The sequence below is a fragment of the Planktothrix mougeotii LEGE 06226 genome (genome assembly GCF_015207485.1).
In the GTDB taxonomy this organism is placed as follows: domain Bacteria; phylum Cyanobacteriota; class Cyanobacteriia; order Cyanobacteriales; family Microcoleaceae; genus Planktothrix.
Window position 1 is genome coordinate 32,466 of the sequence record NZ_JADEWU010000046.1, and the last position, 13,805, is coordinate 46,270.

Annotated in this window: 8 protein-coding genes; 5 read left to right on the top strand and 3 right to left on the bottom strand. The window is 39.2% G+C overall.

Annotation, left to right across the window (positions count from 1 at the left end):
* Nucleotides 1–100 precede the first annotated feature (100 nt).
* Nucleotides 101–4,099 (bottom strand): Eco57I restriction-modification methylase domain-containing protein, encoded by a 3,999-nt coding sequence (locus IQ236_RS17890; protein WP_228041719.1) that lies wholly within the window; start codon nucleotides 4,097–4,099, stop codon nucleotides 101–103.
* A 430-nt stretch (nucleotides 4,100–4,529) separates the two neighbouring features.
* Between IQ236_RS17890 and IQ236_RS17895 the strand changes: the two genes are divergently transcribed.
* Nucleotides 4,530–5,135 (top strand): DUF3611 family protein, encoded by a 606-nt coding sequence (locus IQ236_RS17895; RefSeq protein WP_193870551.1) that lies wholly within the window; start codon nucleotides 4,530–4,532, stop codon nucleotides 5,133–5,135.
* Nucleotides 5,136–5,288: 153 nt separating this feature from the next.
* Here IQ236_RS17895 and IQ236_RS17900 read toward each other — a convergent pair whose 3' ends face one another.
* Nucleotides 5,289–6,173, bottom strand: coding sequence for a YihY/virulence factor BrkB family protein (locus IQ236_RS17900; RefSeq protein WP_193870552.1), 885 nt, complete (start codon nucleotides 6,171–6,173; stop codon nucleotides 5,289–5,291).
* Nucleotides 6,174–6,588: 415 nt separating this feature from the next.
* On the opposite strand from IQ236_RS17900, the gene IQ236_RS17905 reads away from it, so the two are divergent.
* The 4 genes from IQ236_RS17905 (at nucleotide 6,589) to hpsU (ending at nucleotide 12,481) form a co-directional block, all read left to right on the top strand.
* Nucleotides 6,589–9,762 (top strand): hybrid sensor histidine kinase/response regulator, encoded by a 3,174-nt coding sequence (locus IQ236_RS17905; RefSeq protein WP_193870553.1) that lies wholly within the window; start codon nucleotides 6,589–6,591, stop codon nucleotides 9,760–9,762.
* 123 nt (nucleotides 9,763–9,885) lie between these two features.
* Entirely contained in the window at nucleotides 9,886–10,830 is a 945-nt protein-coding gene (locus IQ236_RS17910; RefSeq protein WP_193870554.1) for a glycosyltransferase, read from the top strand.
* Nucleotides 10,831–10,893: 63 nt separating this feature from the next.
* Nucleotides 10,894–11,835 (top strand): glycosyltransferase family 2 protein, encoded by a 942-nt coding sequence (locus IQ236_RS17915; protein ID WP_193870555.1) that lies wholly within the window; start codon nucleotides 10,894–10,896, stop codon nucleotides 11,833–11,835.
* An 85-nt stretch (nucleotides 11,836–11,920) separates the two neighbouring features.
* A complete protein-coding gene (gene hpsU, locus IQ236_RS17920; RefSeq protein ID WP_193870556.1) occupies nucleotides 11,921–12,481 on the top strand; it encodes a hormogonium polysaccharide biosynthesis acetyltransferase HpsU in 561 nt (186 codons plus the stop codon).
* A gap of 156 nt (nucleotides 12,482–12,637) precedes the next feature.
* On the opposite strand, the gene IQ236_RS17925 is transcribed toward hpsU, so the two are convergent.
* Nucleotides 12,638–13,711, bottom strand: coding sequence for a D-alanine--D-alanine ligase family protein (locus tag IQ236_RS17925; protein ID WP_193870557.1), 1,074 nt, complete (start codon nucleotides 13,709–13,711; stop codon nucleotides 12,638–12,640).
* Nucleotides 13,712–13,805: the final 94 nt, after the last annotated feature.

A 13,805-nucleotide genomic window follows, 5' to 3' on the forward strand; every position in this document is an offset into this window, starting at 1 on the left:
GGAACAGGGAACAGGGAACAGGGAACGCTATGCCTCCAGTCTTTATATTAATAGAAGGTAGAGCCTTTTCTTAGCAACGAGATTCAAGTATTAATTTAGCTCATCTTCCTTCTACAATAGCAATTTCTTCTTCTGTTAATCCATAAAGTTTATAAACGATCGCATCTATGAGTTGATCACATCTGATTAACTGGGTTTTGAGGGGTAATAGGGTGTTTAAACTGTTTTGATATTCCTTTTCTAAAGTTTGTTGTTCTTTTCGGGCAACCGGATCAATTTTAATTTTCTTTTTGTTTTTATTTAACACAGAAATTAATTCATCAAAGCTGATATGGGGTTCGTTTTTGTAATAGTCTCCTAAATAATTCTGAATTTTAGATTTATTGGTTAAACTGTCAATTGGGCAACCGATAAAGCGTTCTAACCATTGCACAAAGCTTTTGATTTCAGCTTGTTTTTGTTTATTGAGTTCAATCATTTGTTCCGCGAGATAGGCTAACAAATCGTGAATCACATCGGCTTCTTCGGGTTGTTGGTTTAGATGATCATCAATTTGTGATAAAATGGGTTCGGAGTTGTTATGGCTTTGATATTCGTTATAAAGTGCGATCGCATTTTCTAGGGATTTTTGGCGGCGATCTGTTGAGGTTGTGAAAGAGATATTGCGTATGGGAATAGCCGCAAAATCATCGAGTAAAATTTGAGGAAATGTATCATCTTCACGAATTGCAAATTTTTTACGAAAGATGAAACCTATAAACTGGCTATTCAGTATAGTGAGCAATGACTTAAGATTATAGTTTGATGAGGGAGTCAGCTTTACTGTATATAGCAAGGTATTAGTATAAGCATCTGCATTGTAAAAGTGTCCAAACAAGTTATTTCCAACTACTTTTCGAAAAAGTAACCGTTGGTTTTTGAATAATTCTTGGCTTCTCGGTTCTGCCAACCACTTGCCCCATTTAATCCAGTTATCATTATTCCAGTTAAGAGAATATCGACTGATAGATTGACCTTCAAAAAAAGGGCTAAATGTTTCATCCATTTTTACTGAGGCTGTAAATGGTTTAGATTCCATTATTTCCTTTGTTTGTGGTGGATTCCCTTTCCCTTTCTGGTAAGCCTTAAGACCATAACTGATGGTGGCGATTTTACATAGTTTACTACTGATATTGGTAACTCTTTCAAGAATCAATGCTTCTGCTGGATAAAGATATGGGTTGATTATGTGAGCATAAAAATTAAGCCACTGACTTTGTTCTCTATAGTAGTGTTTTTCGCTTGTCTCATTAATATCGGATAAATGTTCATTTTTTTCATAAGGTATTACTAGAGTCTTGCGGGTTGGCAATTCTTTAATTGAATTTTTTTCCAGTACATAAATAGTTGTATCAACAGTCGCATCAGGAAAAACTGTACTAGGTAGTGCTACTACTACTTTCAAAATACTTTGTTCTAAAAAAGCGATTCTTAAGTTTTCTGTAAAATCAAGATACATCCAATTATCGGGAACAATCAGCGATACTAATCCTGCTTTACATATTAGAAGTGAAAAACTTTTCTCCATAAAAGAGACATAGCTTTCTGCTCGATACTCAACATATTGATAATTTTCTTTTATATAGGCAGTCTCTTGTTCACTAAAACATGACCCATAAGGTGGATTTCCTATCACTACATCAAACCCTGCCTTTTCTTTCCAACTGGCATTTTCTAAATCAATAAATACTTCTGGAAATTCCAGATCCCAATGGAAAAACCGTTTTTCAGAACTGAGTTTTTGCGCTTCCTCATAAATGGCTGCATCTGCTTTGTTCATTTTATTAAGATTAGCTGTAATTGCATGAGTACCCAATCTCTCTAAAAAATTCTGAGCTTGTTTAACTCCAAAAAACTGAGAAACATAAATATCTAATAACCGTTTATAAGGTTTTGCAGCTTGATCAAAAGACCGAAATAACTTTTCACTTTGTTCAACTTCAGCAAAGGTCGCATCACTCAAAACACTCACACCTCGCATAATTTCAGCCGCTTTTAATAATCCCACAAATGGCCCCGTTAAGAAATTTAACTGTCCGGTTTCATCGGCTGCCATTTTTGCTTCTGCTTCCCTCGCAGTTGTTCCTATTAAGGAATTTCCACAACGTAAATGATGGTCTAAAAAACTTAGAGGCGCACCTATTGTAAAGGAATGTAGCCATAAACTAACCTTAGCTAATTCTACCGCCATTGAGTTTAAATCCACCCCATAAATACAGCGTTTCATCACCACCCGTTGTAATAATTGAGTGGGCTCTAGTCTATCGGGATTAATGGTAATTCCCTGTTGTTCTAAGTTTTCTAAAATGCTTTGACGGGTTTGATCGAGCATTTCTAAAACCGGATTTTGTTCGGGATATTGGGATAAAATACGAATGAGTTCATCCGTTAAATAATCTACTGCTTCAACTAAAAAGTGACCACTTCCCATTGCTGGGTCACAAATTTTTATATCGAGTAAAGTAGTTTGTGCGTCTCGCTGTAAGCGTTTTAAATCCTTTTTTAATCCGTTTAAACTTTGCTGTCCTAACCGTTGATCTTGCAATTGATTTTGCAGTTGCTGAATTTGCGTCATCAGTTCAGCAAATCGTTGCGATCGCTGTTCTAAAATGGGTTTTAAAGTATGACTAACAATATATTTAACGATATAATCAGGGGTGTAATAAGAGCCCGTTGCTTTGCGATCGCCTTGATCATTTTCTAAATAAACATTTCCCGTCAGCGCGTCTTGAATAATTACTCGATATTCTAATAACCCTTCATAAATTGACCCCAACTGTCGCACGCCTAAAAAACTATAATCAATCGGTTGTCCTTCAAATCGCGCTAATTGGTCTAAAATAGGGGCTAATACTGCATCAGATAGTTTAAATTGAGATAAAAAATAATTAGCAGGATAGTCTAATTGATCTTCAGTTTGACTAAAATTAAAATGAAATAAACCGCCATTATATCGAGGAACTTCTAAGCCGCGATCGCCTCGATCAACAATTTGAAATAAATTTAATAATTGATCATACATTCCCGTAGAAGTTTGGCTTAACTTCTTCTGACGATCAAGATTTTCAGCGACTTCTTGTGTTAATTGAATCAAGCTATAATCTCGATAATCTCCCTCAATGGGGAGCAGATTTCTGGCTTCAGCATAAAGCAAAAATAACAGCTTATAAAGAAAGGATAGAGCCGCTTCATAAACTTGTTCTGATGTTACAGGTTGTCCCCGTCGAGTTGCATCTGCAACAAAACCTCCCGCTAAATTAGGAAATATCCGAGCAAATACTAAGGTTTTTAACTCATTCCCCACTCGCGTTGAGTATGTGGTACTTCCTTCCCGTACCCGTTCTAAAAAATTACGTCCTTGGGAGTCTTTAACAAAGGCTTCCTGACGAAAAAACAACCAAAAATATTTGAATTGATCTAAGTTGTCTGCTAATAAAAGTTCTAGTAAATCGACGGGATAAAATTCCGTTGCTGTGGAAGAAGCTAGACGATAATAGAGTCGCCATTCTCGACCATTGGTTAAAATTCCCCAATCTACTCCCGTCCCCATTAAATAGTTAGCGATCTGAAAGGATGGGTTAGTATTTTTATAAATATCCCGTTGATCGTTCGCCGAAACTTTACTGAGGGGACGTTGCCAATATTTAGCTTCTGCGATCGCAATTACCCTAGAATAAAACGCGGTTTCATGAGTTTGTAAAGGATAGGCTTGATCCCGTTCTATTTCATTGTTAAATAAAGCATAATCAGGACGTTCGGCGCGACCTTTTGCCCGAATTGTGACTTGAGGAATATAACTGAATCCTAAAATTTCTAATACAGGTTGAATTAATAAATCCTCCGTTTGCGCTTCACTCAATGTCGGTAATAAATCTTGTTTGGACTGATAGAGATTTTTTAACTGCTTAAACCCCTCAGTCACGTCAAGTTGCCATTCTGGACAGTCCTGAAGGCGATGCTCTAAATAATGCTGAGAAAATAGAGGCTTATTAGTTTTTTGTCCCTCAGTCACAATATTACCCCCGATGCCATAATAGCTATGAGGGTTAAACTCTAACAATATTCGTTATTTTTGTCAACTGTTTTATCGGAATTTTCTGTTAATTATTAATATTTAATTGCTTAAGTTATATTGTATTTAAACTCTATATCGACGCAGTGCGAGGACACTGGCAATATAATGGTTTCACGATTACTTAATAACTTATTTAGATGCTTAAGAGCTTATTGGTCAGTTGGTTTATTCAGAAGGATTAAAAATCTCAAACAAGGCTATAGAGCGAATTTGGATGGCTGCTGGGCCTACCCTCGAAGCGTTGTTTTATCATAATTGTTGGGTAAGTGAAGGAAGTAGGGCGAATGATTTTGACAGATTCCTTGATAGGGTCTAAAATCCTTGACTTGTTTCAGATATTCGATTAAACTATCTAACATTGTTTTTTTACAAAAAAATATTCCTCTCGATATTCAGATTAAATCCAGGGAAAAAGATGATTGAACCTAATACAAATTATGAATCTGCGTCTCCTAATGTCCATGAAATTGCCCAAGATTTTCGTCGTTTGGGTTGGTTTGGATTTTGGGTACAATCTATATTGGGAATAATCCCCATATTTCTATTGATTTTTGTTTTGTTTTTAAGACCCGCTTCTCCTTCTAATCCCCAAAATTCTGCCCTGGGTCTTGTTTTAGGATATGGATGTTTATTTGCTTTGATTTTTACCCTGTATTGGTGTTTCCGATACAGTCAAATTGGCAATCAATTAGAAGATCCCAACCAACGCCCCGCTAAAGCAGAGGTAATTCATGCTTTATGGTTAGGAATTAGTGCTAATTTAATCGGAATGGCTTGTGTGATTTTAGTGGGGTTTTTAATGGTGGGAAGTTTATTATATCGGATGCTCACTTTACCTCCGGGTGGGTCTAAGCTTCTCACTCCCCTTCCAGGAACAACGGTTTTAAATGCGGGTTCTATTATTACCCCTTTTAATTTAATTGCGATGCAAGCAATGGTGAATGCAATGGCCGCAGAATTGGCAGGAATTGCAGTGAGTTTGTGGTTGTTAAGTCGGGTGAGTTCCCATCAATCTAAATAGGGAATTACGAATTACGAATTACGAAGGGGGAAGAGAAAATAGGAAATAAACTGATAACTGGTACAGACGCGCCATGGCACGTCTCTACACTGATAACTGATAACTGGTACAGACGCGCCATGGCACGTCTCTACACTGATAACTGATATCCTATCAGCTTTTAAATTCTGCATGGCGATCTGGGATAATATTAGAGCCATAATGACGGGTATAAACTTGGGTAAATTCTGCACCAAAAAATAGAATTTGTACAGAATAATAAATCCAAGTTAGAAAAATGACTAATGATCCCGCCGCCCCATAGGTTGAACTAAAACTACTACTTCCTAAATACATTCCAATCAAAGATTTACCTAATGTAAAAAATAAAGCTGTAATCATTGCCCCAATTAAAACATCATTCCAAGTAATTAAAACATCGGGTAAATATTTAAAAATTAAAGCAAATAATAAGGTAGTAACCGCAAAAGAAACCACTAAATTAAGCAATTGCCACAAACTATCAGCACCCGGTAAAAGTTCACTGGCATAGTGACTTAATCCGCTTAATACTGCACTAACAGTTAAAGAAACTAATAATAAAAATCCAATACTAACTACAGCAGCAAAAGATAACGCTCGTTTTCTAACAAAACTACCCACTGCATTTGTCGGTTTAGGGGTAATATTCCAAATTGTATTTAATGAATCTTGTAACTGAACAAAGACCCCTGACGCGCCAAAAATTAAAAAGCCAAGACTCACCAAGGATGCAAAAAGTCCATTTCCTTCCCCTGGACGGTTGGTATTTTCTAAAGCGGTTTGAATAACCGTTGCTCCGTCTTTCCCCACTAACCCTTGAATTTGTCCAACTAATTCCCCCCGTGCTGCTTCTTCTCCCAAGAAAAAACCCGCAATTGCGACAACAATCACCAATAAAGGCGCTAAAGAAAATACAGTGTAATAAGCTAAAGCCGCCGCCAATTGGGAGGCATTATCTTGACTCCATTCTTGATAGGTTTCTTTGAGTAGTCGCCAAACCGTTCTCCAACTAACCACACAACCTCCTTTAGGCTTTTAACGATGATCTGTTGTCGGTTAATAGTCCCAAGTTAAGGGTTTATCCTGCTTCAGGAATTCATTGATCCCCATCTTCAACTTCTAAAGCTAACCTTTTATCGTTATACTCCCAATTCTGACTCAGCTTCAATCTGTCTTTTGAGAGAACCTAACATCAAGTTTGATCCTTAAGCTAATTTAAAATTTAATGACAATTTTGAACAATTTCTATCCTAAGAGAGACGAAAAATAGGAGGAATTCGGTTTATTTTTCATTCTATAGGGGGATGTTCATTGAGTAAACCCTCAAATTAAGTCTGTGTTCAACATAAATGGAATAACTTTTTATGGCTTTAATTCCCTCTATTCAAACCTGCCGATCTCCCAAGATATACTGTTCTGCACATAACTTAGAATGACACCATCTTTTATCCTCTCGGAAGCTTACCCCGATATCACCCCTCCCCCTGAGACCAGCAAGGATGTGACGATGAATTGGAATGGGGTGAATATTCTCGATCAAATTACGGACGGGTTTGTTATCTTAGATCAACAAGGCTATTGTCTCTACCTAAATCCGGCGGCTACTCGAATTCTACAACTGTCCCCTTCAACTTTAAAAGATCAAATTCTTTGGGAAACCCTACCGTTTCTCGCCACTCCGTTACAACAGGCTATTACCCAACAACAAACCCTGACTTGGGAAGCCTTCTATGAGACTCAACAAATTTGGTTAGAACTCAAAGCTTATCCCTGTACAGAAGGATTAGCGGTTTATTTCCAAGAGATTACCCAACGCAAACAAACCGAGGAGATTTTACGATATAGTGAAGCTCGTTTTCGGCGGATATTTGAATGTAATGCGGTTGGTATTGGAGTGTGGACAAAATCAGGTGAAATTATAGAAGCCAATGATGCTTTGTTAAATCTTTTAGGTTATAGTCGAGGACAATTAGAAGCGGGTGAACTTAACTGGCGAACCTTAACCCCCCTAGAATATCAAGGGTTAGATGAAAAAGCTTTAGCCGAAATTGAAATATCCGGCTGTTGTCAACCGTTGGAAAAGGAATATGTACACGCCTCTGGACGACGCATTCCGGTTTTAATTAGTGGTACAGCTTTTTCCATAGAGTTAGATAGCGGCATTTTTTTTGTTTTGGATTTAACCCAACAACGGCTTTCTGAGGCGAAATGGCATCTTACAGAAGAACGCCTACGAGTGGCGCTAAAAAATTCTCCGATTACTGTTTTTAGTCAAGATCAAGATTTGCGTTATACCTGGATCTACAATTGTCCTAAACAAAAATATCCCCCTGATGAAGACATTATTGGTTTATTAGAAACCGATCTATTTGATCTTCATGATGCTGAAAAATTGACTTGGATTAAAGGTCGGGTTTTAAAGACAGGAATTGGAACCCGTGAAGAAGTTTGGGTGAGTCCACAAGGTCAAGACTTCTGTTTTGATTTAACCGTAGAACCCTTATTTAATGAACTCGAACAAGTGGTGGGTGTTACCTGTGCGGCTATCAATATTACAGACCGCAAACAGATTGAATTAGCGCTACATCGCAGCGAAACTTTATTACAAGCATTATTATCCAGTTCTCCCGTTGGCTTGGCTTTTTTGGATCATGATTTACGCTATGTTCATGCTAATGAAGCCTTAGCCATGATTCAGGGCTTACCCTTAAGTGAATTGATTGGACAACCTTTAGCAACGGTTTTACCCGAATGGGCGGCTCAAATTACACCGATCTTACGCCAGGTAATTGAGACACAACAACCGTTATTAAATCAACCCTTAAATGTGGAAATTCCTCATGTTAAAACTTTTCAATATAGTTTAGTGAGTTATTATCCCGTAGGTTTACCCAATGGTGAGGTTTTGGGTGTAGGAATGACCGTGATGGATTTAACAGCCCGCAAACGGGCGGAACAGTTGGAACAAGTGTTAGCAGAAGCGAGTTCAGTCTTGGTCAGTTCCTTGAATTCGCGGACAACCTTAATGAATTTAGCCCAATTATTAGTTCCGACTCTAGGCGATTGTTGTTTCTTTGATGTCGCCGGAAGCGATGGGAGTTTACGACGGTTAGCGGTTTATCATCGTGATTCCAGCAAAAATAAATACTTGACTCAACGTCAAAACTGGGTTCTGACTCTCCATGATCATCATCCCATTGCTCAAGTTTTAGCTCAGGGTCACTCTATATTATTGCCCCAGATTGATCCTGATTGGATCGAAACCATGACGACGGTTCCTGAACAAGTCGAATTTCTGCATATCGTCGCCCCTACCTCTTGGATATCTGTTCCGTTAATCGCCCGCGATCGCAAATTAGGGGCGGTAACGTTTTGTTTAACGGCCCAATCCCATCGTCATTATACCGATGCTGATTTGACTTTTGCTGAAGAATTAGCGTATCGGGCGGCTTTAGCTTTAGATAATATTCAACTGTATCAACAAGCTCAAGATGCGAATCGGATTAAAGATGAATTTCTGGCGGTTTTATCCCATGAATTGCGATCGCCCTTGAATCCGATTTTAGGCTGGGCAAAGTTACTGCGTTCACGAACCTTTGATTCCACCACCACCGACCGAGCATTAGACACCATTGAACGTAATGCCAAATTACAAGCGCAACTAATTGAAGATTTATTAGATATTTCTCGAATTTTACGGGGGAAAATGGTGCTGAATGTAGGTACAGTTTCCCTTAGCGAAACAGTAGAAGCTGCCTTAGATACGGTACGATTAGCCGCAGAAGCGAAAAATATAACGATTGAAACGGTATTTTCTCCCCATATTGGTTTAGTCTGGGGAGATGGAGGACGATTACAACAAGTCATCTGGAATCTGCTCTCCAATGCGGTGAAATTTACACCCGACGGCGGACGGATACAAGTGCGTTTACAGCAAATTGAACATCAAGTTCAAATTCAAGTTCAGGATAATGGACGGGGAATTAATCATCATTTTTTACCCTTAGTTTTTGATTGTTTTCGTCAGGAAGATAGCAGCACCACCCGTCAATTTGGCGGTTTGGGTTTAGGATTAGCCATTGTCCGTCATTTGTGTGAACTGCATGGGGGTACAGTCAGTGTTGAGAGTCCAGGGGAAGGATTAGGGACGACTTTTACGGTGCGTTTACCCTTGATGGAAAATTGTTGTGAATGCTGTGCTAGGGTTGAGGAAACACAAGCAACGGTTAATTTAGAGGGAATGCGAATTTTAGTGGTAGATGATGATGAGGATATGCGAGACTTGATTCAGGTCATCTTAGAACCTCTAGGAGCTAAACTCTTAACAACATCTTCTGCCAGGGAAGCTCTACAAGTTTGGGAGGATTTTCAACCTCTAATGCTGATTTGTGATATTGGAATGCCCGGTATGGATGGTTATATGTTAATGCACAAGATTCGCCAACGTCCTTTAGAAGTTGGGGGACAAATTCCGGCGATCGCATTAACTGCATACACGGGAGAATTTAATCAACGTCGAGCGTTAGCGGCAGGATTTCAGCAGCATCTTTCTAAACCCGTTGATCCTGAACACTTAGTCAAAGCCATCTCCCAATTGTTAACTTAGTTGAGTCTTAATCAGTTATCAGTAGAGACGTGCCAAGGCGCGTCTGTACCAGTTATCAGTAATTCCCAATTCGTAATTCGTAATTCGTAATTCGTAATTCGTAATTCGTAATTCGTAATTCCTATGTCACAACCGCTTATTTCTGCAATTATTTGTACCTACAATCGAGAACAATATTTAGGGTTAGCGATTGATAGTTTACTACAACAGGATTTCCCTGAGTTTGAAGTGATTGTAGTAGATAATGCTTCCACGGATGGAACCCGTCAAGTGGTGGAAGCTCGTCTTCCCCATGCCAAATTGCGATATATTTATGAACCGATTACAGGTTTATCCGTAGCCCGGAATACGGGGGCAAAAATTGCTCAAAGTCCGATTATTGCTTATTTAGATGACGATGCGATCGCCACACCTCAATGGTTAAGGATGTTATATTCAGCTTATGAAAATCATCCGAAACTCGCCATTGCTGGGGGCAAGGTTACTTTGATTTGGCCGGAAGGAATTACTTCCCCACTCTGGTTATCGGATAATTTAGCGGGAAATTTGGGTGCCTATAATTTAGGGGAGCAGTGGGTGGACATTAAAAATCCAGGTTTAACACCGAGAGGATTAAATTATTCCATCCGTCGCAGTTTCTTAGAAAAAATTGGCGGTTTTGATATTAATTTAGGCCGGGTGGGAAAACGATTGTTATCCAATGAAGAATTACAGATGACTGAACTCGCACTCCAAGACGGTTGGCAAGTGGCCTATATTCCTGAAGCCTTAGTTGCCCATCATGTTGCACCGGAACGGGTAAACCGATCTTGGTTTATGGAACGGGGATGGTGGCAAGGCATTAGCGAATGTTATCGCGAACAATTAGCGGGACGAGATGGCATGATCCAACTGGGACGCGGCGGAGAACGCATTCTGCGAGGATTGTACAAAACTATTAAATATTTTGGCAATCCTGCCTTACGATTTGATAATTTCGTGTATGCTTACGGTCAAATTGGCTATCTCGGTGCTGCTATTTCCGGTTTAGTTCGTTCCCCGTCTCAACGAGGGCATCATCCGCAATAATTCCTATCTGGAATGATGAATCTATCCTCGTAGAAATCCTTTGATTTATTGTTAAGTTTAACCATGACTTCTAACTTATCTAAACTTCCTGTTTCTGTCTTAATTCCGGCTCGAAATGAACAAGCAAATTTACCTGCTTGTTTAACCAGTGTTGCTAGAGCCGATGAGATTTTTCTTGTGGATTCCCAAAGTAGCGATCGCAGTGTGGAAATTGCCGAAAATTATGGAGCCAAAGTTGTTCAATTTTATTTTAAAGGGGGATGGCCGAAGAAAAAAAATTGGTCATTAGAAAATTTACCGTTTAGAAATGAATGGGTGTTAATTGTTGATTGTGATGAACGCATTACGCCTGAATCTTGGGATGAAATTGCTGAAGTGATTAAAAACCCCGAATATACGGGATATTATATTAATCGTCGGGTGTTCTTTTTAGGCACTTGGATTCGTCACGGAGGCAAATATCCTGACTGGAATTTACGTTTATTTCAACATAAATTGGGACGCTATGAAAACTTACAAACGGAAGATGTTCCCAATACTGGAGATAATGAAGTTCACGAGCACGTTGTCATGTCGTCGGGGAAAGTGGGATATCTTAAAGAAGATATGCTCCATGAAGATTTTCGAGATTTATTCCACTGGATTGAACGCCATAACCGTTACTCTAATTGGGAAGCACGAGTTTATTATAATCTCTTAACGGGTGCTGATGACAGTAAAACCATTGGAGCCAGTCTCTTTGGTGATTCGGTTAAACGCAAACGTTTTTTAAAGAAAATTTGGGTGAGATTACCCTTTAAACCTCTGTTGCGGTTTATTTTATTCTATTTTATTCAATTAGGATTCTTAGATGGCAAAGCGGGATACATCTATGGCAGACTGTTAAGCCAATACGAATATCAAATCGGTGTTAAATTATTTGAATTGCGTAAGTTTGGCGGACAATTAAATGTTACTCCCAAACCCACTCAATCCCCAGTTGAACCTTCTGTTACTACCCATTAATTTCATCCGTAGGGGCGGGGTCTCCCCGCCCAAATTCAGGTATTTAAACTAATTGAAACTGCACTAACTTTTGGGGATTTGAAGCATGGAAAAAACAACATTTGTAGACTTAAGGAAATATGACCAATCAGATTTTGATCGCGGAAAACCCGGTTGGTTTGTGTTATTTTGGTGGCTGGTTCAAGGCGTGATGTTTCCCTTAACATTGCATCCCTTGAATGGAATTCGCTGTCAAATTTTACGATTATTTGGCGCTAAAATTGGTCAAGGCGTAATTATTCGTCCAACAGCCCGATTTACCTATCCTTGGAAAGTCACCATTGGAGATTATAGTTGGATTGGAGATGATGTTGTCTTTTATAGTTTAGATCAAATTACCATCGGCGAACATTGCGTTATCTCTCAAAAAACTTATTTATGTACCGGAAGTCATGATATTAAAACACCGGACTTTAAATTAAAAACGGCTCCGATTGTCATTGAAGATGGAGCTTGGGTGGCTACGGATTGCTTTGTCGGCCCAGGGGTTGAAATTGGAGTCAATGCTGTGATTGGGGCACGCAGTAGTGTCTTTAAAAGTATGCCTTCCGGCCAAGTTTGTATGGGTTCGCCTTGCCGTCCCTGTTATTCCAGACCCATGAGTTAATCCCTTTCTGCATCAATTTTATAGGGGGGTCGGAGGCAGAGCCTCCGACGGGGGATTCCAATACAACGTATTGGAACAAGGGAATAAAGGATGGGAAAAGGGAATGATAGCATTATAAATGCAAATTGCTATTTATGCAAGCCATCTTTGAGGAATTCAGTTCCGTTTCGTTTCTGAATCACGTTCTAAGGCAAATTGGATTAATTGATGGACTAATTCAGGAAAGGGAACACCCGTAGCAGCCCAAAGTTGGGGATACATACTGGTGGCGGTAAAACCCGGAAGGGTATTAATTTCATTAATCAGAATTTCTCCCGTTTCTTCAACATAGAAAAAGTCAACCCGTCCTAATCCAGAAGCATCAACCGCTAAAAAAGCTTGAATCGCCATCTCTTGAATTTTCTGGGTGATTTCATCGCTAACTTTTGCAGGAATAAATAAATCTGCTTTGCCTTCGGTGTATTTAGTTTCATAATCATAAAAATCGCTATTAAACGTAATTTCTCCCACAACAGAAGCTTTAGGCTGATCAGTTCCTAATACCGCGCATTCTAATTCTCTCGCAACCACTCCCGCTTCTACAATAATCCGCCGATCATAACTAGCTGCATTATCTAAAGCGGTTTCTAATTCTTGACGATTTCTAACTTTAGAAATTCCCACCGATGACCCTAAATTAGCAGGTTTCACAAAACAAGGATAACCTAATTCAGCTTCTAATTGATCGCATAATTTCGGAAAAATACAAGGGTTAGAATAAATTTGCGATCGCATCACCAACTGATATTTAACTTGGGGTAAACCCGCTTGAGAAAATGCCATTTTCATCGCAATTTTATCCATTCCCATCGCTGAACCTAAAACCCCAGACCCGACAAAAGGAACCTGCATTAAAGTTAATAATCCTTGAATGGTTCCATCTTCTCCATTAGGCCCATGTAAAATGGGAAACCAAACATCAATTTCTGATAAATTAATCGTCTGAGGAATGCGATCACCCGGTCGAGCTTCATCGCTGATCAATAGAGCTTTTCCCGACTCTAAAACCTGTTGAGCGATTTCCTGATCTTTCCAAACCCCATCTTTTTGAATATATACGGGTAGCACTTCGTATCGATTTGCATTCTCATCGGTTGTTAAGGCTTTTGCGATCGCTCTAGCGGAACTAATGGAAACTTCATGTTCGCCGGAACACCCACCAAATAGTAATCCTACCCGTAATTTAGTCATATTACTCAAAACACAGTTTCAAATTTCTCGAATACTATAGCAGGGAACAGGGAAGAGGGAACAAGGAGAGCGGGGGACAGGGGGACAAGGGGAG

Coding starts and splice junctions, on each gene's coding strand:
- IQ236_RS17895 (WP_193870551.1), top strand. CDS start 4,530: ATGATTGAACCTAATACAAATTATGAATCTGCGTCTCCTAATGTCCAT.
- hpsU (WP_193870556.1), top strand. CDS start 11,921: ATGGAAAAAACAACATTTGTAGACTTAAGGAAATATGACCAATCAGAT.
- IQ236_RS17910 (WP_193870554.1), top strand. CDS start 9,886: ATGTCACAACCGCTTATTTCTGCAATTATTTGTACCTACAATCGAGAA.
- IQ236_RS17925 (WP_193870557.1), bottom strand. CDS start 13,711: ATGACTAAATTACGGGTAGGATTACTATTTGGTGGGTGTTCCGGCGAA.
- IQ236_RS17905 (WP_193870553.1), top strand. CDS start 6,589: ATGACACCATCTTTTATCCTCTCGGAAGCTTACCCCGATATCACCCCT.
- IQ236_RS17915 (WP_193870555.1), top strand. CDS start 10,894: ATGACTTCTAACTTATCTAAACTTCCTGTTTCTGTCTTAATTCCGGCT.